Annotated in this window: 18 protein-coding genes; 7 read left to right on the top strand and 11 right to left on the bottom strand. The window is 56.8% G+C overall.

Annotated elements, in window-relative coordinates; translation table 11 throughout:
* The first annotated feature begins 24 nt into the window (after nucleotides 1–24).
* Nucleotides 25–1008 carry an HlyD family secretion protein gene (locus FIU92_RS20175; protein WP_152460500.1) on the top strand — a complete coding sequence of 328 codons (984 nt, stop codon included), beginning with the start codon at nucleotides 25–27 and terminating at the stop codon, nucleotides 1006–1008.
* On the top strand, nucleotides 1005–2528 hold the full coding sequence (locus FIU92_RS20170; protein ID WP_152460499.1) for a DHA2 family efflux MFS transporter permease subunit: 1524 nt from the start codon (nucleotides 1005–1007) through the stop codon (nucleotides 2526–2528). Before FIU92_RS20175 ends, FIU92_RS20170 begins: the two co-directional genes overlap by 4 nt.
* On the opposite strand, the gene crcB is transcribed toward FIU92_RS20170, so the two are convergent.
* Together crcB and FIU92_RS20160 are read right to left on the bottom strand one after the other, a co-directional pair.
* Complete coding sequence (crcB, locus tag FIU92_RS20165; protein ID WP_152460498.1) at nucleotides 2525–2887, bottom strand: fluoride efflux transporter CrcB; 363 nt, start codon at nucleotides 2885–2887, stop codon at nucleotides 2525–2527. The genes FIU92_RS20170 and crcB overlap by 4 nt on opposite strands.
* Nucleotides 2884–3252, bottom strand: a complete 369-nt coding sequence (locus FIU92_RS20160) for a CrcB family protein (RefSeq protein ID WP_152460497.1) — start codon at nucleotides 3250–3252, stop codon at nucleotides 2884–2886. Before FIU92_RS20160 ends, crcB begins: the two co-directional genes overlap by 4 nt.
* 249 nt (nucleotides 3253–3501) lie before the next feature.
* Here FIU92_RS20160 and FIU92_RS20155 point away from each other — a divergent pair, with 249 nt between their 5' ends.
* Nucleotides 3502–5082, top strand: a complete 1581-nt coding sequence (locus FIU92_RS20155; RefSeq protein WP_152460496.1) for an FMN-binding glutamate synthase family protein — start codon at nucleotides 3502–3504, stop codon at nucleotides 5080–5082.
* Nucleotides 5083–5165: 83 nt separating this feature from the next.
* On the opposite strand, the gene FIU92_RS20150 is transcribed toward FIU92_RS20155, so the two are convergent.
* The 4 genes from FIU92_RS20150 to FIU92_RS20135 are packed head-to-tail and all read right to left on the bottom strand — an operon-like array spanning nucleotide 5166 to nucleotide 9082.
* Complete coding sequence (locus tag FIU92_RS20150) at nucleotides 5166–5822, bottom strand: ABC-type transport auxiliary lipoprotein family protein (protein ID WP_152460495.1); 657 nt, start codon at nucleotides 5820–5822, stop codon at nucleotides 5166–5168.
* A complete protein-coding gene (locus FIU92_RS20145) occupies nucleotides 5819–7135 on the bottom strand; it encodes an MlaD family protein (protein WP_152460494.1) in 1317 nt (438 codons plus the stop codon). Before FIU92_RS20145 ends, FIU92_RS20150 begins: the two co-directional genes overlap by 4 nt.
* 5 nt (nucleotides 7136–7140) lie before the next feature.
* On the bottom strand, nucleotides 7141–7956 hold the full coding sequence (locus tag FIU92_RS20140; RefSeq protein ID WP_152460493.1) for an ABC transporter ATP-binding protein: 816 nt from the start codon (nucleotides 7954–7956) through the stop codon (nucleotides 7141–7143).
* A gap of 1 nt (nucleotide 7957) precedes the next feature.
* Nucleotides 7958–9082 (bottom strand): MlaE family lipid ABC transporter permease subunit, encoded by a 1125-nt coding sequence (locus FIU92_RS20135; protein ID WP_152460648.1) that lies wholly within the window; start codon nucleotides 9080–9082, stop codon nucleotides 7958–7960.
* 261 nt (nucleotides 9083–9343) lie between these two features.
* Between FIU92_RS20135 and FIU92_RS20130 the strand changes: the two genes are divergently transcribed.
* The 3 genes from FIU92_RS20130 to FIU92_RS20120 all read left to right on the top strand — a co-directional run bounded on the left by FIU92_RS20130 (nucleotide 9344) and on the right by FIU92_RS20120 (nucleotide 13601).
* A complete protein-coding gene (locus FIU92_RS20130) occupies nucleotides 9344–10876 on the top strand; it encodes an alkaline phosphatase family protein (RefSeq protein WP_152460492.1) in 1533 nt (510 codons plus the stop codon).
* A gap of 158 nt (nucleotides 10877–11034) precedes the next feature.
* The gene (locus FIU92_RS20125) at nucleotides 11035–12900 is read left to right on the top strand and encodes a PAS-domain containing protein (protein ID WP_371419767.1); all 1866 of its coding nucleotides are present in this window, start codon (nucleotides 11035–11037) and stop codon (nucleotides 12898–12900) included.
* A complete protein-coding gene (locus tag FIU92_RS20120) occupies nucleotides 12900–13601 on the top strand; it encodes a response regulator transcription factor (protein WP_152460491.1) in 702 nt (233 codons plus the stop codon). The genes FIU92_RS20125 and FIU92_RS20120 overlap by 1 nt, the downstream gene beginning before the upstream one ends.
* A 142-nt stretch (nucleotides 13602–13743) precedes the next feature.
* On the opposite strand, the gene FIU92_RS20115 is transcribed toward FIU92_RS20120, so the two are convergent.
* From FIU92_RS20115 to FIU92_RS20095, 5 genes are read right to left on the bottom strand one after another with little or no spacing between them, the layout of a single operon-like run.
* Nucleotides 13744–15054 carry an HlyD family type I secretion periplasmic adaptor subunit gene (locus FIU92_RS20115; protein ID WP_152460490.1) on the bottom strand — a complete coding sequence of 437 codons (1311 nt, stop codon included), beginning with the start codon at nucleotides 15052–15054 and terminating at the stop codon, nucleotides 13744–13746.
* Nucleotides 15038–17185, bottom strand: coding sequence for a type I secretion system permease/ATPase (locus tag FIU92_RS20110; RefSeq protein WP_254705394.1), 2148 nt, complete (start codon nucleotides 17183–17185; stop codon nucleotides 15038–15040). The genes FIU92_RS20115 and FIU92_RS20110 overlap by 17 nt, the downstream gene beginning before the upstream one ends.
* A complete protein-coding gene (locus FIU92_RS20105; RefSeq protein WP_152460489.1) occupies nucleotides 17182–18525 on the bottom strand; it encodes a TolC family protein in 1344 nt (447 codons plus the stop codon). The genes FIU92_RS20110 and FIU92_RS20105 overlap by 4 nt, the downstream gene beginning before the upstream one ends.
* Nucleotides 18512–19345 carry a SapC family protein gene (locus FIU92_RS20100; protein ID WP_152460488.1) on the bottom strand — a complete coding sequence of 278 codons (834 nt, stop codon included), beginning with the start codon at nucleotides 19343–19345 and terminating at the stop codon, nucleotides 18512–18514. The genes FIU92_RS20105 and FIU92_RS20100 overlap by 14 nt, the downstream gene beginning before the upstream one ends.
* A 47-nt stretch (nucleotides 19346–19392) precedes the next feature.
* Entirely contained in the window at nucleotides 19393–23304 is a 3912-nt protein-coding gene (locus FIU92_RS20095; RefSeq protein ID WP_254705392.1) for an Ig-like domain-containing protein, read from the bottom strand.
* Between the two features lie 160 nt (nucleotides 23305–23464).
* Here FIU92_RS20095 and FIU92_RS20090 point away from each other — a divergent pair, with 160 nt between their 5' ends.
* Nucleotides 23465–25513, top strand: coding sequence for a dockerin type I domain-containing protein (locus tag FIU92_RS20090; protein ID WP_254705391.1), 2049 nt, complete (start codon nucleotides 23465–23467; stop codon nucleotides 25511–25513).
* The last annotated feature ends 46 nt before the right edge of the window (nucleotides 25514–25559 follow it).

The raw sequence follows: 25559 nt of genomic DNA, 5'->3' as shown, positions 1-25559 counted from the left end.
TCGTGCGCAGAAAGGGATACGAAAATGAAGCCACTCAAAATCGCAGCCGTGGCTTTGATACTTGCAGCAATTGCAGTCGGTCTTGTTCTGTTCTGGAGGCACGAAGAGCGCTACCCGTCCACTCAGGATGCATATCTGGGCGCGAACATCATTTATGTCGCTGCGCAGGTGACAGGGCAGGTGGCCGATGTACATGTGATAGAAAACCAGCCCGTGAAAAACGGCGATCTGCTTTTCACGATCGACGACACTCAATTCAAGGCTTCGGTGGATGCAGCCAAAGCCAATCTGGACAGTGCGATACAACAGGCCAAATCCTATTCCACACAGATTGCGGCGGCTGAGGCTTCGGTGGACAGCGCCCAATCGGCCTACGATACTGCATTGAAGAGTTTTGAACGTGCGAAAGCCCTGTTCGCATCAGGCGATGTCGCACAGGCATCGCTGGATCAGACGGCCTCGGATTTCGCCCAAGCCTCTGCTAGGTTGACGACGAGCCAGTCCAGCCTTTTGGCACTGAAAAGTGGGTTGCAGGCGAAACAGGATGATATCCTGTCTGCGCGGGCACAGCTTGAAATAGCGGAAACCAACCTTGCTTGGACCAATATCCATGCCGCGGCCGACGGATGGATCGCCAATCTGACCCTTCGCCCCGGATCCTCGGTGTCCGCCAATGCCCCGCAATTTTCGATTGTCGAATCGTCCGATTGGTGGGTGGACGCGAACTTCAAAGAAACCGCATTGACGCGCATTCGTCCGGGGCAGCCAGTCACGATACGTGTCGATATGCTCCCTGGGACGACGCTTACAGGTAAGGTGGCGTCAATCGGGCGAGGGTCCGGGGACACGTTTTCTTTGTTGCCCTCGGAAAACGCGAGCGGGAATTGGGTTAAGGTCACCCGGCGATTTCCGGTTCGGATCGAGCTTGACCCGACCGATGCGCCCTTGCGTGTCGGAGGCAGCAGCAAAGTTGTCGTAGATACAACAGGTCCGGTGGACGGCAAATGACCCCTGCGGCGTCCGGCCATGTGAATATGGTGATCGTGATCGCCGTTGTTCTCAGCGCCATTCTGGAAGTCTTGGACAGTACGATTGTCAATGTGGCGTTGCCGCATATCCAGGCCGCATTCGGGGCGACGACCGATCAGGCGACATGGATTCTGACCAGCTATATCGTTTCCGCGGTGGTCATCATGCCGTTGACAGGGTTCGTCGCCCGACGCGTGGGCCGACGACGGTTGATCCTGACGGCGGTGACTGGTTTTGCCGTCATGTCGATGATGTGCGGCATGTCCTGGAGCCTTGAGGTCATCGTTGCCTTTCGGCTGGCTCAGGGTATGTTTGGCGCTTTCCTGATCCCTTTGTCCCAGTCCATTCTGTTCGATGCCTTCCCGCGGGAAAAGCGCGGACAGGCAATGGCCATCTTCGGTCTGGGCGTCGTGGTAGCGCCGGTTCTGGGGCCAACGGTCGGTGCAATCCTGACCGAGTATTTTTCCTGGCGGATGGTCTTCTTTGTCAACGTTCCCGTGGCGGCCCTTGCGCTGCTTCTGTTGGCCGGAGAATTGCCGGAGGACAAAACCGAGGACGTTCAGATCGATTGGAAAGGCCTTGCTCTGCTGGCTCTTGGAATCGGGTGCCTTCAATTCGTTCTGGATCAAGGCGAGACACTGGACTGGATGTCGTCCCGCGTCATCCAGGTGGCCGTGATCGCAGCAGTTATCGGGGCGTTTGGATTCATTTTTCACGCGTTAACCTCTCGCAATTCGGTTGTGGACCTGCGTCTGTTCGCAGACCGAAACTTTGCCCTGTGCAATCTGATCATCGCGGGTTTTGCCGTGTCTCTGTTTGGGGGCATCGCGATTTTGCCGACGCTTGTTCAAAGCCTGCTGGATTTCCCTGTCATCGCGTCGGGCCATCTGTTCATTCCGCGTGGCCTGACCGCAGGGCTGTCCATGGTTCTGACCGGCGCCGTGCTGGTGAACCGCTTTGATCCGCGCCTGCTGGCGGGCATCGGTCTGTTGCTGACGGCGATCGGGAATTTCATGATGGGTGCCATCAACCTCAATGCCGGTTTTTGGGAGCTCGCGTGGCCGGGGGCCATCAGCGGCCTCGGGATGGGTCTTGTGTTCGTGCCCATGTCGATACTGGCTTTCGAGAGCATCAGTAAAGGCCGGCAGGACGAAGCCTCCGGTCTGTTCAACGTGACAAGGCAATTGGGATCGTCGGTTGGCATCTCGCTGGTCGGCACCTGGGTTGTACGCGGGTTGCAGACCAATACGGCGGTGCTCAGCCAGAATGTGACGCCGTACAACCCCGCAGCCCAGGCGTATCTGAGCCCGCTTGGCCTCGCGCCGGACAGCGCTGAAGGTGCTGTCATTCTGGGCCAAGAAATCATGAAGCAGGCCGAGATGATTTCCTATTTGACCGTGTTCAACAATCTGGGTCTGCTTGCCTTGGCCACTATTCCATTGCTTTTCTTTTGTCGCGCTCCGAAGCCCGGGTCACATGTTGCCGCTCATGTGCATTAGCGCGTCAAGGTCAGCCCAAGCCACAGGGCGAACCAGCACAGCGCCAGGCTGATCAGGATATTGCCAGCTGCCAGAACCAGAGTCCGCTCGCGCCGAAGTTCAAGAGACTGATAGGCAAAGCTGGAAAACGTGGTGAACCCGCCGCAGAATCCAAAGACCAGCCGTCTTTGATCCTCGGGGATGTCGACAGGGCCGCCCAGATAGCCGATCCAGATCCCCAGCAGCAGGCTGCCCAGTACATTTACGATCAACGTTGAAAAGGGCAAATCGTGCCGCACTTTCAAAGCCAGCCAATGACGCAGGACCGCCCCGAGGCCTCCGCCCAGTCCGAACATCGCATGCAGATAGAGGTCATTCATGACGGTGACCTCTCGGAATGAAAATGGTTGCCCAGCTTCTCTCCGACCAGCGCAGCGCCAATGCCGAAAGCGATTTCCAACCCGACAGCAAGCGGCACGGCCCAAAGATCACTTTCGGCAATACGTTCCAGATCAGCTACAAAAGACGAAAAGGTGGACAACCCACCACAAAATCCGACCGCGCCCAGATGCAGCACATGCGCGTGCACCTTGTGGCGTATTGAATACAGCCACCCCAAGACGAAACAGGCCGCCACGTTGATGCCGAAGGTCGACGTGAGGAAACTGAGGCCGGGGATTTCCAGCGCGAAAACTTCGCGCAACAACGATCCCAGCGCCCCTCCGGCAAAGACGGCGAGAAACATAAGGCTCTTTCGGTCGCGCCGGTGTTGGGAATGCGTCTTTGTCAAGTGAATGCCTGTCGTCTTCTGGTATGCGTGGCATATCTACTGGCGACACCCTGTTCAACTGTTGAGCCACCGTAACGCGTTTTCACGTTTTCGTCTTTGGGCGGATAAATTCCCTCGAAAGCTTGCAATTAAAAATCAATCTGTTTCACGTTGAGTGCTGTTGGAACGCGCAACTGCCGGTCGGAACCACGAGGAGACAGGAACATGATTGTACGCAGGATCTACTATTTTCTGAGCTATGTCTGCCTGCCGCTCGTGTTGCTGTTGGGGTTCTTCTGGCCGCCCGTACATTGGCTTTTGGTCATCCTGGTGCCCTACGCGGTCATCGGCCTTTATGATGTTTTGACTACCAAGCACAATGTTCTGAACAACTATCCGGTTCTGGGGCATTTCCGGTACATGCTTGAATTCGTCAGCCCGGAAATTCGACAGTATTTCGTTGAAACCAACGAAAGCGGCCGACCTTACAACCGGATCGTACGCGGGCTGGTCTATTCCCGCGCCAAGGGCCAGATGGATACGCAGGCCTTCGGAACGCAATACGACATAAACGAGGTTGGATATCACCGCGCAAATCATTCGCTTGCGCCCAAACATGTGGACAAAAGCGAAGATCGCGTCATGTTGGGTGGGCCACAATGCACGCAGCCGTACAGCGCCTCGCGTCTCAATGTTTCTGCCATGAGCTTCGGCGCGCTGAGCGCCAACGCCATCCGCGCGCTGAACGGCGGGGCAAAGGACGGAGGCTTTGCCCATAATACCGGTGAAGGCGGGTTGTCTCCTCACCATCTGGTCGAAGGCGGCGACATCATCTGGCAGATTGGGACGGGCTATTTTGGATGTCGAACGCCGGAAGGCGGGTTTGACAAGGACAAGTTTGCCGAAAGGGCCACAAAGGATGTGGTCAAGGCAATCGAAATCAAATTGTCCCAAGGTGCCAAACCTGCGCATGGGGGCGTTCTTCCCGCTGCCAAGGTCGATGCCGAAATTGCCGAAATCCGCGGGGTGCCCGAGCATCAGGATGTGATTTCCCCCCCAACTCACAGTGCCTTTGAAGGGCCTTCGGGGTTGATGCATTTTGTTCAGCATCTGCGCGAAATGTCCGGCGGCAAACCTGTCGGCTTCAAATTGTGTATTGGCAACCCGTCCGAGTTCATGTCGATCTGCAAGGCCATGCTCGAGACAGGGATTTTGCCGGACTTCATCACCATCGATGGATCAGAAGGGGGTACAGGCGCGGCCCCGGTCGAGTTCACCAACCGTCTGGGCATGCCCCTGAACGAGGCGCTTATTTTTGTAAACAATTGCCTGCGTGGCGTAGGGCTGCGCGACAAGATCCGGATCATTTGTGCGGGCAAAGTGGCGACCGGATACGACATGGTCGAGAAATTCGCGCTTGGTGCGGATATGTGCAATGCGGCACGGGCGATGATGTTTGCGGTGGGCTGCATTCAGGCCTTGCATTGCAACACTAACCGTTGCCCGTCCGGGGTCGCCACCCAGGATCCAGTTCGCGGGCGCGCGGTGAACATCCCGCAAAAGCGGCGGCGCGTTCACCGGTATCACGACGCAACACTGGAAAGTTTCCGCGAACTCTTGGGTGCGATGGGAAAGGAAAAAGTTTCCGAGCTGCATCCACGCGACATTTTGCGGCGCACGGCGGACGAGCATGAGCGCACCTATGGCGAGCTTTACACCTATCTGGAGGATGGTGCGCTGCTGGCAGATGTGGTTCCCGAGGAATTCGCGGCGGATTGGGAGCGCGCTTCGGCATCTCGTTTCTGAGACCCGATCCGTTAACAGCCGTTCACCCAGAACAGGCGTGGGCGAACTGCGCCTGCGCTCACCGTTTTGACACTTGGCTTAACTCAACTGGGGTTCGATCTGGGATTGTTGGCCACATGCGTGTTGATCCTGCGAATGCTCCATTCAACAGAATCCCGCATTGCGCGCCCCAAGGCCAAATCAAACGCTTTGATCAGATCTGATGTCTGGTCGCTTGCGGCAACGACATTTTCCTGAAACGAATTCGAAGCGATAATCTTGTCGTCGTATTCATCGATGACCTTGATGTTCATGCGCACTTCGATACGGATTTTGTCTCCGTTCTCGGGATCCGCGACAACGATGCCCTGAAACTCGCGCAGGTCCGGTGCGATCACGTAATCAGCGCGCAGACCAACCGTTGAACGGCCGACGGCAGCGACTTTGCCAGAGTTCTCAAAGCTTTCGATCAACAGCGTCTGAACGATCAGGGGTGCGCGATCCACCCATCGCGCCCGTGGCAAATACTGAACCTGAAACGGGGTGGGCTGAATGGCGATCTGATCCGTGTTCACCGCGGCGGTTGCCGTTGGTTCTTCAACAACGATCTGTTTCTGTATTCGCGGCAGCGCTGACGAAAACGTGCTTTTGGGTGTCAACAGATACAGATCGTTGGGTTTCGCGGCTTGTTTCAAAGTGCCCAACCCGGCACATCCACCGACCAATGCAAACGTCAGAATTGCAATTGCAGGCTTGATCATTGACGGAACTCCGATGCTTGGGTGCCCAGCAGAAACCGCGCAGGATCACGTTCGACCTTGTCCACCAGACGGTCGAGGCTGATTACCAGGCGTTGGGATTCTTCGACGAAGCGGATAAATTGCGGCAGACCCACGCGCAGGAAGTCTGACACCTGCCGGCGGTTGGTCTGCACGATGCCGTCAATTGTCCCCAGCAGCTCTGAGGCAGAGTTCGACGCGCTCAGGACATCGTCTGAAATCTGATCGATCTTACCGGTGATGTTCGAGACTGTTTCGGTGACCTGGTTGGCCGCCTTCCGGATATCTTCCGCAACGGGCGCCACGTCTTCTTCCATGACGCGGTTGGCTGATTCAAAGGCCGTTTCCGCCGAAGACAGCGCACCTTTGGCCGTGTCCATTGCAGATGTGATCGAACCAAGTGTCGTGTTGGCGTTCAACACGGTCTCGTTCACGATCCCCAGCGTGACGCTGCCTTCATCCGACAAGAGGGTCAACCGTTCGGCCAGTTGGGACCCGCGTTCGATGAAAGGTCGAACGTCTTGCTGCAAGATGCGGTCTGCCGTTTCGATCGTCGTTTTCGCTTCGTCCAGCGCGGCCCTGGCTGACTCGGACGCGGACTTGACCGAATTGAGCGTCTCCGTGCCGGTCTTGAGGGTCGTATCCGCCGTTTCGATTAAAGGGTCCAGACGTTTTGAAAATTCACCGATATCCTTGGCTGCACTGCCAATGTCGCTGGCCACGGATTCAAAGCTTGTCAATGTTTTGTCCAGCCGACCGGTCGCAGAGGCAAGGTTGTCCAGAATGCTGCTCACGGCTTGCCGGTTCTTGTCGTCGACGACCTTGTTCAGGCTTTCCAGAAGTGTAACGGCCTCGTCCAGCACTTTTGGTGCGCCTTCAAACAATGACTGGATGGTGCTGCGCTTGCTTTTGATCACGCTGTCTTGCGGCAGCCTTTTGGCAGTCGGTGACCCGCCGGTAAGTTCAACGTAACCGACGCCGGTAACACCCAGCGATTGAAGCTGGGCGATCGTTTCTTCGGTGATCGGAATATCTGCATCCACTTCTATTCGCACGCGAACCTTGGAGGGATCGTCCTCGTCCAGGTTCAGAGAGATCACCTGCCCAACAGGAAGGCCGTTGAAATTCACCCCGCCCGCCGCCGAAAGCCCCGAGACGTTATCGAACAATACATCGTAATAAGCGTATTGGCGGGTCACTTCGAATTTCGCCAACCACAGGAAAAAGCCGAATACGCCCAACAGCCCCGCAAGGGTGAACGCGCCGATCAGGATGTAATTTGCTCTGGTTTCCATCGCCTTTACCTGTCCTGACCCTTCTGTTGCGCCGCGCGGGCGCGGGGGCCTGTGAAATATTCCTGCACCCAAGGATGATCCACTTTGGTCATATCCTCAATCGGACCTTCAACCAGCACGCGTTTTTCTGCAAGCACTGCAATTCGGTTACAGATGGCGTAAAGGCTGTCCAGATCATGGGTGACCATGAAAACCGTCAGCCCGAGTGCCTGCTGCAATTCGCCGATCAGTTCATCATATGCAGCCGCGCCAATCGGGTCCAATCCGGCGGTCGGTTCATCCAGAAAAACGATTTCGGGATCAAGCGCCAGCGCCCGTGCCAGGGCGGCGCGCTTTCGCATGCCGCCCGACAGTTCCGATGGAAACTTGCCGCAACTCAGCTGGGGCAGACCCACAAGGCTGATCTTCAACGCACCCAGCGATTCCATCAGTTTTTCACTGATGCCCGTATGTTCTCGCAGTGGGGCCATCACGTTTTGCAATACGGTCAGCGATGAAAACAGCGCACCGTCCTGAAAGGCCACGCCCCAGCGGCGTTCGATCCTGCGGCGTTCCTCTTCGGGGCCGTTCAGGACATCCACTCCCAGCACTTCTATACTGCCAGCAGCAGGTTTGTTCAGGCCCACAATTGTACGAAGCAAGACGGATTTTCCGGTTCCGGACCCGCCAACAATGCCCAGAACCTCACCGCGCCAGACATCAAGGTTCAGATCGTCATGAACCACCTGCGTTCCGAATTGGTTCCTGAGACCGCGAACGCGGATCACGGCGTCACGCTGCGATGCGTTCTGTTCCGTTTCGTGTTGCGTGCTATCGTTCATGTCAGATTCCGATTTCGGAAAAGAAAATCGAAAACAATGCGTCGATTGCAATCACCATGAAAATGGATTGCACGACCGAGGCGGTTGTACGCTGCCCGACACTCTGGGCAGATCCTTTGACCTGCATGGCCTGCCAGCAGGCTATGACCCCGATGACCAATGCAAAGAACGGTGCCTTGATCAAACCAACTGCAAGTTGCCAGACATCGGTGTTTTCTTTCAGACGAGTGACAAACATGCCCGGGCTTACGCCCAGATCGATCCAGCTCATCAGTGCGCCGCCGAACAGGCCGGCCATATCTGCGACAAACCCAAGAATGGGCAGCATGATCAGCAACGCCAAAACACGTGGAATGACAAGAACCTCGATCGGGTCAAGGCCCAGCGTCCGCATGGCGTCGATCTCTTCCTGAACTTTCATCGAACCGATCGAGGCCGTGAATGCCGAACCCGAGCGGCCGGCAACAATAATCGCGGTCAGCAAAATTCCCAGCTCTCGCAGAATCGAGATCGAAATCAGTTCGACCACAAAGATCTCGGCCCCGAACTGTTTCAATTGTGTCGCACCCTGAAAGGCCAGCACGACACCGATCAGAAAACCCATCAGGGCCACGATGGGAAGGGCTTTGGCCCCGGTTTCCTCCATATGAGTGACAAGGGCCGCTTTGCGCAGGCGCCACGGCATGACCAGGGTCCGAAACAAGCGGTGCAGGGTAAGGCCCAGAAATTCGAGGATCGACAGGGTATCCTTCCAGGCCCCGAATGTGCCTTGACCCACATGAGCGACCCAGTCCAGAAAACCGCGAGGTTCCTCAAGCTTGCCGGGTTTGTCCGGGATGCTGCGTGTCACCGTGTCTATCAGTGTCGCATGTGCGGGTTTCACGCCTTGAAACTCCAGCGTGGCACCGATTGACGTGAACCTCCGGCCTAGGTCCGCAACCAGCCAGGCTCCGCCCGTATCCAGTGCTTCTATACCGGACAGGTCAAAAACGACCTTGCCCCCGCAAGGTTGGACCGCAGCAAAATCACGCTCTACGGTTTGCAGGGATTGTGTGAGCAACTCACCAGAAATGCGCACTTGATTGCCGCTGGCGTCGCGCTCTGATGTGATCGTTGGCTGCGTCATGGTGCCATGTGAAGTAAAACCTTCAATGCCTGCAATGACTTTGTGCCCTTTGACCCGGTTTTTGCCGCAAAGGATGGCCTTGGCGTCACGCCGGACCATGAGCAGGAGCAAGCATAACTGGAGACCTGGGCGTTACTTTTCGCGGCTCAAGTCAGTCCGGAAAAGAAAACGCAGGGCTGTTCGACTAATCGGTTGCGCGAAAAACGGAAGCGGGACACATTCCGCTGCGGAACCCTGGGTGCGGAATTCGGAGAAGTCGGTATGCATCACGCCAAGAACGTTCTGTTCATCATCATCGATCAATTGAGGGCAGATTGCCTGAACGGCGCTCTGGCCGAGCACGTGCAGCTACCGAACCTTCGGGCTTTCATGGACGAAGCGGTAAGTTTTACGCGCCACTTCTCTGTTACCAATCCCTGTGGGCCATCCCGCGCATCGATTTTAACCGGCCAATACGCGATGAACCACCGTTCCGCGCGAAATGGTACTCCGCTGCGTCATGATACGCCGAACATCGCCACGGAAATGCGAAAGGCGGGTTATATGCCGATGCTGTTCGGGTACACCGATACGTCTGCCGATCCCCGAGTCCATGATCCCAACGACCCCGTGCTCAAATCTTACGAGCAATCGATGAACGGGTTCCTTGAAGTTGTCGAAATGCGCCTGGAAGAGTCTTACCCCTGGCGATCATATTTGATGAAAAATGGCTATACGTTCGATACATATTGGGATGTCTACAAGCCTGTCTCACCGGATGGTCAAACGCCCAAGCTGAACGACCCGGCCTTGTATCGGGCAGAACACAGCGACACAACCTTCCTGACCGATGCGTTTCTGGACGGGATTGCACCTCATCAAGGCGAGGGATGGTTTGCTCATCTGACTTACATCCGTCCTCATCCACCTTTGGTTGCGCCCGCCCCGTATAACGACATGTACGATCCGGTGGAAATCCCTCTGCCGAAACGCCTGCCGAGCGAAGCCGCTGAAAAGGCGCTGCATCCATTTTTCGGACCAAAACTGGACGCCTATACGGCAGAAAAGTTCGTTCATGGCTTTGCTGACGTTGAGCCAACCGATGAAAACATCCGCACTTTGCGTGCCGTTTATCTGGGATTGGCGACCGAGGTCGATCACCATATCGGGCGCGTCGTTCAGTATCTCAAGGACAGCGGGCAATACGACGATACCATGCTGGTCATAACGGCTGATCATGGCGAAATGCTGGGCGACAGGTACAGCTGGGGCAAAATGACTGTGTACGACGCGGCCTATCACACACCGTTGATGATACGCCTTCCGGGGAACGAGGCCATGGCCGGCGCGAAAGTGACCGTTCCTACCGAGTCGATTGATGTCACGCCGACCATCCTTGATTGGATTGGGCAGACTGTTCCAAACGCCATGGATGGCAGGTCTTTGCTGCCCTTGTTGCACGGCGACGTTCCCGATGACTGGCGCAGCTATTCCTTCAGCGAGCTGGATTTCTCGGAACCCGAAGAACCGACCCTCTGGCAACGGAGGTTGGGAACGGGCAACAGTGATTCCTGTCTGGGAATATTGCGGGACGAACGGTTCACGTTGATCGAGTTTGCAGCCGACCTGCCGCCGATCCTGTTTGATCACCAGGGACAGGGAGAATTCGAAAACCTTGGGGAAAACCCCGCGTTTGCGGCCGATCTTGCCCGGTTGAGCAGACAGATGCTGCGCCATCGGATGCGAAACATGGATCATACCTTGTCGTTGCACTCCATCACTGCCGAAGGCGCGAAGTCCCGTTCCAGATATTAGGATCACGGCACGTTTTCGCGCTCTTTTCAGTCGGATCAGGCAAGTTGCATGAGACGTTTTGTCGTTCATCAATTCCACTACCGGCGCATCAATTCTGATGGTACCCATGGGGCGTGGAGAAGACGAACCTGGACATCACCGAACAGCGCATAAAGGCGATGACGACCGCCGGACTGAATCTCATCGGTCAGGCGCTTTCGATCTATGACAGCAACCTGAAACTGGTGCTGAGCAATCGTCGGTTCAAGGAAATGTTCGACCTGCCGGACGAGCTGGTCGAACGCGGAGCTTTGTTTCGGGATACCATCCATTTTCTCGCCAGCCGTGGCGAATACGGTGACGAAGAAAGTGTGGAAGAAATGGTGAACCTGCGTGTCGAGCAGGCTTTGGCTTTCGAGCCTCATTACATGGAGCGCGTAAGGCCCAACGGGCAGGTTATCTCGATAGAAGGCGCGCCGTTGCCACAGGGCGGATGGGTTGCGGTCTACACTGACATTACCGGCACCCGGCGTGCAGAAAACCTGCTGCGGGCGCGATCAGAAGAATTGTCGGAACAATTGCTCGGCCACGCCGAAGAACTGTCTGCAACCAACCGAAAGCTTGCGGCCACGATCAAGGCATTGGAAGAGGCCAAACGCGAGCTGACCGAAATCGAAGCCCGCACACGCATGATGACCGAAATGATGCCGGCTCATATCGCGCATTTGGATCGCACTGGTCGATATGACTACTCCAACCGCCGTTTGAGCGCGGTCCTGCCCGGACGTCCGTCGGAGATTCTTGGGCTTCACATATCCGAAGCGCTTGGTGCCGCCGCGTATCGGCGGGTCAAAACGCATCTGGCAAAAGCCTATGACGGAGAAACCTCCGTATTCGAGTTCAACGAGGATCAGGATTCCCGCCGCATCCGCGTTTCATTCACGCCGGATGACGCCGGTGGCGTCTATGTAATGTCGGTTGATATCACCGAAGAAACGCAGGCGCGCGTCGTTTTGCAGCAAACGCGCCGCCGAGCTATGGCCGCCCAGATGACCAGTGGATTGGCTCATGACTTCTCCAACTTGCTGACGATCATCCTTGGGATGCAGTCCAAACTGAACAAAATGGACCTGTCGGATGAAGCACATGAGCTGGTTGCCGCGACACAGCAAACGGCGCGTCGGGGTGGGCAATTGCTGAACCGGATTGCGGACATGACCGGGAACCGAACGCCACATCCTCAGGCCACGGACATGAAGGCGCTGCTGGAAGACCTGAGAATATTGGCCTCGCCTTCCTTGCCGCGCGGCGTCGGTTTGTCGGTGGTCAACACTTTGCCCGACCGGGCTTTGATGCTGGACCCGGGAATGGTGCAGGATGCGTTGCTGAACCTGGTGCTGAATGCGCGGGATGCCTGCGGCAGTTCGGGCCAGATTACAATCAGCGCGCATACCATCGGAGAAATCTGGGTTGAAATCACTGTATCGGACACCGGCCCGGGCTTTACACCTGAGGCGCTGGAAAAGGCGCTGAACCCGTTCTTTACCACCAAGGGAAGCGACGGGTCGGGGCTTGGACTGCCCATGGTGTATGACACTGTCAAGCTAGCCGGGGGCGATCTGAACCTCAAGAACACGCCATCGGGCGCATCCGTCGTTTTGCGGTTGCCCTATCGGCCAGCTCCGCCCGTGCAAGGCGGTTTGGTGCTTCTGGTCGAAGACAGCGAAGATTTGCGGGGGCAGTTTCGGGATATGCTGGTAGAGCTGGGCTTCGCCGTCATCGAGGCCAATTCGGTAGATGAGGCGCTGGCGTTGATAGACAGCGTTGAAGACATTTCTCTTGTCCTGTCCGATATCCGTCTCGAAGGAAGTGGTACAGGTCTGGATATTTTGCGGCAGGTGAAGCCGGGATTGCCATGTATCCTTATGACATCGCTGCCCAGTTCGGACCCGTTGTACCAGCGCGCCCTTGCGTTGGCCCCGGTGTTGCGTAAACCGTTTTCGCAGGCTCAATTGTCAGCCCTGATCCAAACCGAGGCCGCCTGATGACGCAACCGCTGGTTACCATCCTCGACGACGAACCCGAAATCCGACGCATCCTGACGGACGCTTTGGAGGATGCCGGTTTCCGTACGCAGAGTTTTTCCCGCGCGCGAGAATTCGAGGCTGCGCTCAACCGTGTGACGCCCGATGTCTGTCTGGTCGACCTGTCATTGCCGGATACGGATGGGCTGGCGTTGGTTCATCGTCTGGCGTTGGAACAAGGCGCGGCCGTGATCATCATTTCGGGGCGCGCGCAGGTGCAGGACCGTGTTACGGGGCTGGAACTTGGGGCAGACGATTATATTACAAAACCGTTTGACCCTGCGGAAGTCGTGGCGCGGATCAGGGCAAGGTTAAGAACACCCCGCACTCAGACCTCTCATTCGGACACGGCGGAATTCAACGGCTGGACCGCACATTTTGACCGATACGTCCTTGAAAGTGAATCAGGTGACGAAACGCCGTTCAGCCATGCAGAGGGGGAAGTCCTGCGGCTGTTTCTGGAAAGCCCCAAGCGGCTGATCAGCAGGGGACAAATGCAGGAGTCCCTGGGCGGCGCAGCCGGAGACAGTTTTGACAGGGCGATGGATGTTCGGATTTCCAGGTTGCGTACCAAGCTGGGAGAGGATCCCAAGAACCCGCGGTTGATCAAGACGATCTATGGGGCGGGTTATATATTCTTGGGTGATGTCGGTTGGAAGTAGTCGCAGATCCAACCGGCAGAAACTTGGTCAGATGAGTTGTTTTCCATGTCTGATTGACCCTTTCGAGCCTTCCGTGCTGAAGCTGCTGACACCGTGATTTCCGTATCGGAAGTGACACATCTGTCCCCAATTGCCCCATCGCTCATTCGCGCAATGCCTGATCCTTTATCTTCACAACCGGTTGCAGAATATAGTCCAGCACTGTTTTGCGGCCAGACAGAATGTCCACTTCGGCGATCATTCCAGGTATGATTTCGACCGCTACGCCATTCCCATCAAGCATGGTGCTTTTGGTTCGGATCTCGATCACAAAGACCTCTTCGTCATTCCGCTCTGATCGTGTGACCGTGTCTGCACCGATGCGGATGATTTCACCATCCAGCGCCCCGTATCGTGCGAAGTCATAAGCCGTGATTTTGACCTTCACAGGCTGACCAGCGTGCAAAAACGCGATATCCTCAGGCTTTACATAGGCTTCAACCAGCAATGTGTCGTCCAGCGGCACGATTTCAACAAGGTCCTCTCCACTGCGGGCGAGACCGCCGATGGTGGAGCGATGAATCCGGTTTACAATGCCGCGTACCGGAGACCGAACCTGTGCCCTTGACGCCCGGTCGCGCAAAGCGGGCAGGGCGGGTTGCAAGGCAGCCAGCTCGGCAGTAGCAAGCGCCAGATCCGTCAGCGCGGCGCTGCGAAACCGGCTTCGCACCGCTTGAATCCGATCATCGATTTCGTCCAAGCCCGTTTGCAACCTGTTGGTCACAGCTTCTGCCCGCACCTTGCGACCGCGCCATTCGGCTTCACTCCGCCGCAACGCAAGCAATGTTGTTGCAGGCTCCATTTGACGCTCGACCAGCGGCGCCATGATGGCCCTCTCTTCGGCCAGGACCACCAGGGTTTCTTCTGCCGTCACTTGATCGACCAGGCCTTCCTCAAACTCTCGCTGTTTTTGCTGACGCTGACGCTCCAGGATGGCTATTTCTGCCTCCAACTCAGCCTGCCGGCCTTGGTACAGTGCAGTTTCGGATTGCACGACGGTAGGCGCGCCGTTGATCAGTTGAACATCGAAATCCAGTTGTGTCCCATCAATTTCGGACCGAAGACGTTGGATGCGCGCCATCAGCCCGAACGCGCGTTGCTGTTCCTGACTGAGCTGACTGTCAATTTGGGTTGTTTCCAGTTCCATCAGCAGTGAACCTTTTTCGACCAGTTGGCCTTCGCGCGCATGCAACGACTGCAATACGCCGGGCTCGGTGGCTTCGATCAGCTGGATGTCTCCGGAAGGCACGATCCGGCCGTCCACGCGCGTGACATCGTCCAGTTCGGTCAGATGCGCCCACAATAGCGCGGCGATCAGGCAGAGCAGAATCACCAAAAGCAGCAAGGAACTCCGAACAGGAGAGCGTCCCTGCATCTCGCGCGCCAGGGTGGCCAGATCAGGATGCTGCGACATTCAGGTGCCTCCCTGTCCGACGAACATGTTGCGTCAGCATGCTTTTGGGGCCATCCGCCGCGATTTTCCCGTGTTCAAGGATGATGACCCTGTCAACAAGCTCCAACAGGCTGGTTCTGTGTGTAATGACAACCATGGTGGACTCTGCCGTGCATTCTTTCAGACGTTGGATAACCTGGGCTTCGGTTTTGACATCCATCGCGCTTGTTGGTTCATCCAGCAGGAGAACCGGCGGACGGCCTATGAGTGCCCTTGCCAGGGCAATGGCTTGCCGCTGTCCGCCAGAGAGGCCTTCGCCGCGTTCCGCGAGTTGAAGATCGTAACCCCCGGGATGGTTGGCCACGAAATCCTCAACCCCGGCGGCGCGGCCTGCTTCGATCAGTTCGTGATCTTTTGGCCGGATTGTGCCGCTTGCGATATTGTCCCGGACTGATCCGGAAAAGAGCCATATATCCTGCAGGACGGATCCGATATTGCGTCGCAGATCACCAGGATCGATCTGGCGGATATCAAGGCCTTCGAATGTGACAGATCCTACACGCGGCGCGTACAATCCAAGCAAAAGACGTGCGATGGTGCTTTTCCCGCAGCCAATCTGACCCAGGATCGCCACCTTTTCACCCGGTTTGATCGTGAATGAAACGCCTTGCAGGGTATCTTCCCCCTGATCAGGGTAGGAAAAATACACGTTGTTGAAGGCGATCGCCCCTTTGAAATGGGGCCGGTTCACCCATGTTCGGCCTTGTGGGCGTTCGCTTTCCGCCATCATCAGCGCGTTGAGGTTTCGGTATGCGCTTCGGGCTTGGTTAAGCCTTGTCAACGTTTGCGCCAACTGCCCCAAAGGTGCCAGTGCCCGCCCTGTCAGCATCACCGAGGCAACCAAAGCGCCCATGCTGGTCTGACCGTCTGTGATCAGAAAAACACCATAAAATACGATCAACACCTGTGCCGCTTGTTGCGTAAAACCGGTGAGGTTAAGAGCAAATTGTGTAACGGCCCGGCTCTGAGCACCGTGCGAGGATTGCCGTTCTATCGCCTGCTCCCATCGGGAACGCATTTGCCGGCCCGCGGCCGTTGTCTTTATAGTTTCAAGGCCCGAGACAGCTTCTACGAGGACCGATTGTTTGGATTGCCCGTCAGACAGGCTCTTTTCTGCCATGCGGGACAGAAGCGGCTGTACGGCCAAACCTGTCAGCAGAACCACAGGCACGGCCAGAGCCGGGACCAATGCCAGTTGTCCGCCGACCAGGTAAATCACAAACACGAACAACCAGATGAACGGCAGATCCACGACGGCAACAAGCGTTGCGGACGTGAAGAACTCACGCAGGGTCTCGAACTCACGGATGGTACTGGTCATAGCGCCGGTGGAACCCGCGCGTGACTTCATCTGGATATTCAGAACGTGGTCGAAAATTCGCCGCCCCATGAGCAAGTCGGCTTTTTGCCCGGCCTTGTCGATGAACGCTGCTCGCAGCAATTTTAGCGCGAAGTCAAATAGCAGCGCCAAGGCCACGCCCGCCGTCAAGGCAATGAGCGATTCGGTTGCCTCATTGGGCAACACGCGATCATAGACAACCATGATAAAAACTGAGGTCGACAAGCCAAGAAGGTTTGCCAGTGCCGCAGCGAGAGCAACTTGTATGTAAGTCCATCGATTGGCGGACAGCGCCGCGCGAAACCAATGACCTCGGTAAGCCGTGTGACCGGTGTCCAATTCATCTGTATGATTTCGCCGAAACAAGACAGCGAAACCGGTGTAGGACTTGGCCAGCTGTTCTTCTGAAGCTTCGCCGATTCCTTCGCCAAGTTCCGGGTCATAGACCAGCAAGGCACCGTTTTTTGCGCGGCCATGGTACACAACCGCCTTGTTTTCGGTCATCAGCAACAAGGCCGGAGCCAATGCTTCGTCAAAACTCGCGATGCGCCGCGCGCCATAGCCCGCCTGTAGACCTGTGTTTTCCGCCACCGAGAGGATGTCACGAACAGTCAGATCCCCGTCCGAACCGGTCTGCGACGCCTGGATCGTTGCAAGGGTCAGAGGGCGTTCAAGCGTCGCGGCGATATTCAGAATGCAGGCTTCGTAGCATGTCAAACGGGCGCGATCCGGCATTGATTTCAACGTGCTCATTTCACCTCGTTCCAATTGCCAAGCGAAAGTCCGAGCAGGTCCAGAATGTCTCCGGTAAGGCTCAGTGCCGCGTAGTTGGTCAGAAAATAACTCTGTTCGGCCAGAATCAGGCGTTCTTGCGCATTTACGTAATCGCGTTGAGCGTCCAGAATTTCGATCAGGCTGCGACGCCCAATCGAGAACTGTGCGCGGGATGCAGTAACACTGTCGGCATTGGCAGCTGCCGCAATACGGGCCGCGCGCAGCCGTTCTGCGCCTGCTTTTTGATCGGATCGAATAAAGCCCAGCTCCCGCATGATTTCGCGAACCAATTGCTCTCTCGCGAACTCCGCTTCTTTCACTTTGGCTTCTGCTGCTGCGATGGCGGCGCGGCGTTGGCCGGTGCTGTCAAGCTCGTAGTTGAAAGAAAGATCCACGCCAAAATTTGCGTCCCGAGTGTCATCCTGGTTGGCAAATGCGGCGACCCGAACGTTCGGTTTGCGCCGTGCCTGCGCGGCCGACCATTCGGCTTTGGCTGCCAGCAAGCGGGCATCCGCCCTGCGGATCTGAGGGCTGTTCATTACGATCTGGGCATCACTTCTATTCAGCGGTGGAGCTGGTACAGGAGGGGGCAATGAGCCGGGAAAAGTCCCGAACACTTCTCGAAACCGCGCTTCGGCCCGATCAGTTCGTGATCGTGCGTCAGCCAGTCTTGTGCGTGCATCTGCCATTCTGGACTGCGCGGTCAGAACATCTGCATTTGAACCGGCGCCGCCCGCTGTGCGGTCCGAAATCTGACGCACCAGTTCTTCATGAACCGAGACATTGTCAGCCGCGATGCGGAGTAACTTTCTTTGATCAATGACAAGCACATAGGTCTCGATGGCGGCCAGCGCCGTGGCTGATGCCGTCTGAATTTGATCGCCCCGTGTTTCCAGAACACGTGCCCGGGCTGCCGTCAGATCCCCCGAGGCAGCCCCACCGTCATAAACCAATTGTGAAATTCTCAGATAGGGTGAAACATCTGCAATGTCCGATTCGACCCGTTCGGACCGTGCATTTATTCCCAACGAAATCTGCGGAAGAAAGGCGCCTTCCGCTGCATCTTGATTGGCTGATGCGATATCCATCCTTGTATTGCTTTGCGCCAATGTCGGGCTTGTCTCTACCGCCTGGCGCACGCGTTGCCCGAATGCACTACTGCTGAGCTTTAACGATGGCTTTACTGCCCCGGCACCGGTGGTCCCGGGTGCAAAAGACACTGCCACTAGAGTCAAATCAGGAGGGGGCGTGCAGGCGGACAACGGTATTGCGAGCAGAGCGAACGCAACCCAGGACAAAACTGCTTTACAGGAACGCATGATGACCCTCCTGCCTGCAATGGTCCATGGCTTCTTCTTTCTGTTGCGCCGCAACCAACGCGTCCAAGAACCCTGAAACACCGGTGGTCTGTTGTGTCAGAGAAGTATCAGCTTCCCGATGCGCGCGGGCATGTGCGTGTGTCAGCCAGATACTGTGGGTCAGCGAAATCTGATGAGCGTGAATCAGTCGCAACCCCCCATTCGAAGTAAGCAGTGACAAGTGCGCGCGGGGAATTTTCTCCAGGGCGTTCTGCGTGACGCCAAAATGCCCGCTCGGAAACTCAACTCCCTGAAAAGTGGTCAGTGAACCAAACAATCCCATGTCAGCAAGAACACGACACAGATGCGTTGTGTGTTTCATCGACTCTTTCAGGGCGCGAAAGAAAGCTGCGACTTTTTTCAGTTCCGGCGCAAGTTGACCTGATTTGTCGAAGAATACCTCGTCTTCCGGATTGTCAGTGATAAGCCCCGCCGTTTCGTCGACAAGCAATTCGTCACGGCCGTTACCATCCGGTTCAGTCAGTCGTGGCCGGAACGGAGCACAGCGCAAGACGCATGGCACATAAGTCGCGAGCCATTTGCCATGTGCTGACACAAATGGCGTAGGCTGGTCCGGTTGCACGGACAATACAACCACTGGATAAAACCCGTGTTCAGATTTCCGAAAAGTGATTGGAAATGTGGCGGCGGCCTGAAGAATTTCTAGTTCGACCACAGGGCAATCTGCCATAGTCCGTGCGAAATCGAACGAGGTGAACCGCCTCCAGAACCGATGACCATGTCGTCCAAGACTGACCGGAGTTAATCCATTCTGTGCCATAACCGCCTCATGATGTTGAATTACGTCTGTATGTGCGCCGGTCTGGATCAGGCCGTTGCCCCGGTCGGGTCGGTGTGCAGGATGTTATCTGCGGTCAGGCCGCTCAGATCGCTCAGGTCTTGGAACGTGGCCACGGTTTCAACGCTGGCATCGTTCGCCGCCTGGAAATCTACCTTGACCAGAACACTGTCTGTTCCGTCGGTTGCCATCACGTAAAGCTCATCGCCCGCCATGGCTCCGGCAAGACTCTCGACAGCGGCTTCGATTGTGCTGAGGTTGAGGTCGGTGAGTACCGTGCTGAGGCCGACAAATCCGGTGTTCGTGCCCAACGTGTCTCCGGTGGAAAGCAATTCGAATCCGGTGCCATCACCGCGAAGCGTATTGGTGTCCAGCCCATGGAACATCAATGCGTCGGTTACATCCGCAGCCGGGCCAATCGTAAAGCCAGTCACAGTGTCTGTACCATTGCTGGCCGGGTCGGCCTCGAAGACGACGATGTCTCGCCCTGCCGCAGAAACATCAATGGTATCGTCGCCGTCACCGCCGCGCGTGATGGTGTCCGTATTCGCAGCGGTGAGCGTGTCATCGCCAATGGTGCCAAACTGCACTGTCGTTGGCCCGCCATCAGACGTTTTGATTGTCAGCTCAATAGGCTGGCTGGAGTCCTGGATCGTCATCGTGAAAGTGACAAGCGGCTGAGAAAGATCTGTAAAGGTTGTCGCCGCGCCAGCAAAATTCATCGCGCCCCCGGCGCCCGGGCTGGCCAAGAACAAATCGAAGGCGTTGTTTTCCGAAACCGACGCCGTGTTGAATGTGACAACCGAAGGGTCAAATCCGAGCTCTGCCGTCAAAGCCAGACCGTCAGAGATATCGCGGTCGGCTTCGGCATGGATTGCGAATGTCACCGTAGATCCCGAGCGCCCAACTTCAGAGATCACATAGGCGGCGGGTTCATGCGCAACGGCCTGCTCGGAAACCGGCAGCGGATCTGGTCCACCCGCGACGGTCGCCTGCGCGGAAAAGACAAGGTCATCACCTGCCTCCACTGCCGAAAAGTCGGACGCCGCGACAGCCAGCGACCAGGATCCGTCTGCGGCCACCGTTGCAGATCCGACCGAACTGCCGTTTAACGTGACATCCACCGACTGGCCGATTGACAATCCGGTCGATGACCCGCCGAGAGTAATTCCGGAAGCTTTGGCATCGGCAAGACCAATCGAATTGTTGACCCCGACATCGTTCAACGTCAACAGGGGGCGAAAATCTGTGGAAAGTGAGCTGTTCGCCGCGGCCGAGCTGTTTCCGGCCAGATCGTCAACAGTGGCGGAAATGGTATAGCTCGTTCCGTCAGAGAGCATTCCAAGATCACTTGCTGGAACGGTAACTGCCCACGAACCATTTGATGCAACGCCTGTATAGGTTTGCCCGCCGAATGTGACCGAAACGGTCTGGCCATCTTCAGCCGTGGTCGTGCCTGAGATTGCAAGATCCACGCCCCTCTCGGTCACGTCCAACACGGCACCCACAGGCAGACTGTTTATGGTTATCGAAGGTGCTGTGAAGTCAGTGGCAAAGCTTGTCGTGGTTTGATTGTTGTTTCCCGCCGCGTCCGAGATCGACGCATTGATATTGTAAGTCTCGTTGTCTTGCAGGGCAGACAAATCTGTCACGGTTGCCGTATAGGTCCAAGTGCCCCCGGTTACCGTTGCCGTTCCGGTGACGTCCGTAGTGCCGTCAGCGCGCGTGATTTCGACGGTAACAACTGTTCCGTCCGGCGCATCGGAAGTTCCTGACACCGTCAGGTCGGTTCCTTGTTCAACGGCGTTCATGACGGCCCCGTCGGATACGGTTGAAATTCCGATCGTCGGTGGCGTGAAATCGGTGGTAAAGCTGTTGTTCGCTTGCAGAGCCGGATTCCCGGCAGCGTCCGAGACATCCGCAGTTACGGTGACCGTCGACGCGTCAGATAGACCTGTCAGATCCGTAGCAGGTACAGTTACGCTCCAATTGCCGCCAGAAACCGTTGCGCTATGGGACTGCCCGTTCAGACTGACGGTTACGATTTGTCCGTCTTCAGCTGTCGTACTGCCCGAGATGGAAAGATCCGTGGCCCGCTCGGCTGCATTCATGACAGCTCCGTCCGAGAAACTGTCGATGCTGAGCGTCGGCGCGGTCACATCCTTGGAAAGTGTCACTGCGGCCTGCGGTGCCGTCACGCCACTGGCGTCGTCGACATCTGCGGTAACAGAGAAGTTGCCTCCATCCGACAAGGACGCCAGATCCCCAGCTGGCACAGTCACGTTCCAAGCCCCGCCGGATACTGTTCCGGAATATGTTTGACCATCGAGGGTTACGGTAACTTGCTGGCCATCCTCAACATTTGACGTCAGCCCGCTGATGGTCAAGTCGGATCCGGCTTCGGTTGCGTTCAGTACGGAACCAACAGGAAGCGGTGTTATCGAAATGGAAGGACCGGTCAGGTCTACGGGAACCGATACTAGAAGCGGCACTGCCGGATTGCCCGACACGTCCTCGACGGCTACCAGAACAGATGCAGGTACTCCGGTGGAAAGACTGCTCAGATCGGAATTGGGGATCGTTACACTCCAGCTTCCGCCAGAAGCGGTGCCTGTATGCACTTGTCCGTTGAACGTGACGATGATGGTCTGACCATCCTCTGCCGTGGTGGAACCGGTCAAGGCCAGGTCGCCGGCTACGTCGATCAGTTCTATCGAGCCGCCAGCCACGGGATCCAGATAAACAGTTGGTGCAGTGAAATCAGTATCGAAGCTCCCGCTCGCCTGTGGTGCTGAATTTCCCGCCGCGTCGGCAACATCCGCCGTAACGGCAATCGTCGCGCCATCAGGAAGGGCTGAGAGGTCTGCCGCCGGAACGGTGACGCTCCATTGTCCATTGGATACCGTTCCCGAATAGTTTTGCCCGTTCATTGAGACGGTAACGGTCTGCCCGTCTTCTGCATCGGTTGTTCCGGTGACCGTCAGATCCGTTGCCTGTTCGATCGAATTCAAAACAGCGCCATCGGAAAACCCGGTGATCGACAGGGTTGGAGGAATTGTATCAATATCGAACTTGACGGATTCGCTGGACAGTTCCGTGCCTGAATCGTCCAGATGTCTGACTGTCACCGTAGAGACGCCTTGCGGAAGCGCATTTGCTTCGGCCGCAGTGAGAGAAATGCTCCAACTGCCGTCATCGTTGGGTGTTACGGTTTTGACCAGCGAACCTATCGTGACCTCGACTATCGATGTTCCTTCGGGTGCGGCGGCATTGGTAATGGCACTGTTCAATGCCGTTGCCTGAAGTTCGGCCAGGTTCAGGCTGGTATAGCTCGGTTCCGGTTGGGGTTGGGGTTTAGGCGCTGGCGCGACAGGTTCCGGGGAATCGCCGCCGCCGCCACCGCCTCCGCCCGCAGCGGCAGCTGCGCCGGCCAGCCCGAGGCCGCCCAATGCAGCCCCGGCGCCGCTGATTCCGCCAGCTGCTGCACCGGCTTCAGCTGCGCTGAACTGGGCGATTTCAGCAACCGCCGCTTCCGCGATCATGATTGCGCCGCTGTCCAGAACCTGCACGTTTTCCGCCGCCACGATCATCGTCCGACCGTCCGCCATTTTCAGAAGAACATCGCCGTTTTTCAGCAACTTGGCGGAGCGTACACCCGGAATTGTCTCTGCGAACTGGAAGGCGTAAAGCTCTTCGATGGTTGCTTGTGACAAGGCAGGCAAGGCCATCAACGTGGACATGAGGCTGCCAGCCGCGCCTCGACCCGCCCAACGACCAAGTTTACCATTGATCCATTGTTGAACTTGAGATTTGCGATCTCCGTCCGTCGAGTCAGCCGCCGGACGATTGTTGGCCTCAGGTGCTTTGGTCATCTTGCCCTCGCATGTGGTGTCCGCGATCATCGCAACAGGAAAGGATGTGCTGTTTGGCGTTTTGCTCATCTGTCTTTCCCATTTGTTGCCGTAGCGATCGGACCTGAAAAAATTGAGTTAAACTGAAACCGAACTTCTCGTTTTCACCACAATTCTGCTTCGGTTTCGGTCTGCTCATCTGGTCATCTTGCCGTAACTGCCAGGGGTGGCGCGGGAGGTGATGGCTGTGATGCTTCAGTTCGAAAGTGTAGTGGCAACGGGGAGCACGGCGCTCGATTCAGGTATCGGCGATACGGCTTTAAAAACGCTTAACGGGAATACGTATCTCTACACGGTGACCGGCCCGGGTGGCGGCGTCGCGGTCTGGCGGCTGGTCGACGGTGCCCTGCCGCAGCTGGTTGATACCGAGTATTACAGCGGTTCGATCACCTTTCAGGTGGGGCGCAGTGCCACGCCGATAACGCTGGGGGGAACCGAGCAGATCGCGCTCGACATCAATACTGCCACGGGCCTGGTCGGGTATGACGTGAACGCGGACGGAACGATCGGTAACCTGAAGGAAACGGGTGTGCTCAACGGAGGCGGAGATATCTCGGCCATCGTACAGTTTTCACTTGGCTCTTCGGATGTCCTTGCGATGGCGCATGAGGATACCGGCAATATCGGAACCTACCATGTGAACGCGAACGGGACGCTCAGTCTTGCGGGTTTGATTGCCGGCACGGCGGATGCCATGCAGACGTTGCGGTCGGGTTCGGAAACTTTTCTGATCTCAAGTGACGCGGCAACGAACGCTGTTTCGACATATCGCATCGATTCCGGCACCGGCACGTTAACCGAGATCAACAATGATTCGGCGCTCGGAACCCTAGGTGTTTCTACTCCAACGGATGTCCAGACCGTAGAGGCATACGGTAAATCCTGGGTCGTGGTGGCGGGGTCCGGCAGCAACTCTCTCAGTGTTCTTCAATTGAACAGCGATGGAAGTTTGAAGGCGACGGACCATGTGCTTGATACGCTTCACACGCGGTTTGAATCGGTTCAGGATCTGGCGGTCATAGATGTGAACGGCCGGGTCTTTGTGGTTGCAGGCGGCGGCGATGATGGCCTGTCTCTGTTCACTCTGACACCGGAAGGTCAACTTGTTCATATGGACAGTTTCGCGGATACGCTGGCCAGTGGATTGCAGAATGTCGAATCGCTGGCGGTTGCACATGTAGGCGACGAGCTGCAAATTCTCGTGACATCACAACAGGATGCCGGGGTGAACGTCCTGACGGTCCCGGTCGATGATCTGGGTGTTGTGCGCAAGGGATTCGGTACCGTGAACGGAAGCGCGTCGGACGATATCCTCAGCGGCGGTATTCTGGACACGACCCTTCTGGGAGGCGCCGGAGACGACATTCTCATCGCGGGGAAGGGTGCGACGACGATGTCGGGTGGTGCAGGGGCCGACATTTTCGTGATGCAGTCCGGTAGTGGTCTGACCACAATAACCGATTTTCAGGCGGGCGTGGATCGTCTGGATATGTTCGACTACCTGCTGTTGCGGTCGCCTCAGCAACTGACCTTTACCAGCACGGCAAACGGGGCTCGGATCGAATATCGTGGCGAGGTCGTGCAGGTCCAATCCGCCTCGGGCGGCGCTTTGACAAGCACGGATATCTTTGGCGCAGGCTTCACCGGACCGGATCACATCCCGGTAGATTTCGGGGACCTGGGCGGGCAGACACCGGGCAGCTCCGATGGATTGGTCGGGCAGATTACGGTGGACAGCGAGGCTGCGAATCCGGGGCTGACGGATGCGGAAATCCGGTTCACGCCGGACGGCGGGGGCACGGTATCCGCCACCGCAGATGATCAGGGGCGGTTTGATCTGGAATTGCCCGATGGCACCTTTCCCGGAGTGCTGGACATCACCAAACACTATTCCACGGCAAGCGGAAAGATTGACGCGCTGGACGCTTTGCAAGTGTTGCGCATCTCGGTTGGTCTTGATCCGACATGGGGTCCCGCGACCGCGGAAAACCTGATAGCCGCAGACGTCAACAGGGATGGCACTGTGAACGCCCTGGATGCGCTTGCAATTTTGCAAGTCGCCGTTGGGCAGTCCACGGCCCATGACCCTGAATGGGTATTTCTGGATGAGAACGCGGACCTTTCAGGGATTACCAGAGACAATGTAACCTATCAGACAGGTGTCGACGTCGTGGCGGTGGATGGGGTCATCAACGTGGACATGACCTCCATCCTGTTGGGAAATCTCGAAGCGGCCTGAGCGCCGAAAGATATCTCGGCCAAAGCAGGCTTGTACCTTTTTAAGC

The organism is Ruegeria sp. THAF33, from assembly GCF_009363615.1.
In the GTDB taxonomy this organism is placed as follows: Bacteria; Pseudomonadota; Alphaproteobacteria; order Rhodobacterales; family Rhodobacteraceae; genus Ruegeria.
Note: the sequence above shows the minus strand (reverse complement) of the source record. Positions and strands in the feature narration are given on the sequence as shown.

Coding starts and splice junctions, on each gene's coding strand:
- FIU92_RS20110 (WP_254705394.1), bottom strand. CDS start 17,185: ATGAGCACGTTGAAATCAATGCCGGATCGCGCCCGTTTGACATGCTAC.
- FIU92_RS20155 (WP_152460496.1), top strand. CDS start 3,502: ATGATTGTACGCAGGATCTACTATTTTCTGAGCTATGTCTGCCTGCCG.
- FIU92_RS20150 (WP_152460495.1), bottom strand. CDS start 5,822: ATGATCAAGCCTGCAATTGCAATTCTGACGTTTGCATTGGTCGGTGGA.
- FIU92_RS20115 (WP_152460490.1), bottom strand. CDS start 15,054: ATGTCGCAGCATCCTGATCTGGCCACCCTGGCGCGCGAGATGCAGGGA.
- FIU92_RS20100 (WP_152460488.1), bottom strand. CDS start 19,345: ATGGCACAGAATGGATTAACTCCGGTCAGTCTTGGACGACATGGTCAT.
- FIU92_RS20145 (WP_152460494.1), bottom strand. CDS start 7,135: ATGGAAACCAGAGCAAATTACATCCTGATCGGCGCGTTCACCCTTGCG.
- FIU92_RS20105 (WP_152460489.1), bottom strand. CDS start 18,525: ATGCGTTCCTGTAAAGCAGTTTTGTCCTGGGTTGCGTTCGCTCTGCTC.
- FIU92_RS20140 (WP_152460493.1), bottom strand. CDS start 7,956: ATGAACGATAGCACGCAACACGAAACGGAACAGAACGCATCGCAGCGT.
- FIU92_RS20090 (WP_254705391.1), top strand. CDS start 23,465: ATGCTTCAGTTCGAAAGTGTAGTGGCAACGGGGAGCACGGCGCTCGAT.
- crcB (WP_152460498.1), bottom strand. CDS start 2,887: ATGAATGACCTCTATCTGCATGCGATGTTCGGACTGGGCGGAGGCCTC.
- FIU92_RS20170 (WP_152460499.1), top strand. CDS start 1,005: ATGACCCCTGCGGCGTCCGGCCATGTGAATATGGTGATCGTGATCGCC.
- FIU92_RS20175 (WP_152460500.1), top strand. CDS start 25: ATGAAGCCACTCAAAATCGCAGCCGTGGCTTTGATACTTGCAGCAATT.
- FIU92_RS20095 (WP_254705392.1), bottom strand. CDS start 23,304: ATGAGCAAAACGCCAAACAGCACATCCTTTCCTGTTGCGATGATCGCG.
- FIU92_RS20120 (WP_152460491.1), top strand. CDS start 12,900: ATGACGCAACCGCTGGTTACCATCCTCGACGACGAACCCGAAATCCGA.
- FIU92_RS20135 (WP_152460648.1), bottom strand. CDS start 9,082: ATGACGCAGCCAACGATCACATCAGAGCGCGACGCCAGCGGCAATCAA.
- FIU92_RS20125 (WP_371419767.1), top strand. CDS start 11,035: ATGACGACCGCCGGACTGAATCTCATCGGTCAGGCGCTTTCGATCTAT.
- FIU92_RS20160 (WP_152460497.1), bottom strand. CDS start 3,252: ATGTTTCTCGCCGTCTTTGCCGGAGGGGCGCTGGGATCGTTGTTGCGC.
- FIU92_RS20130 (WP_152460492.1), top strand. CDS start 9,344: ATGCATCACGCCAAGAACGTTCTGTTCATCATCATCGATCAATTGAGG.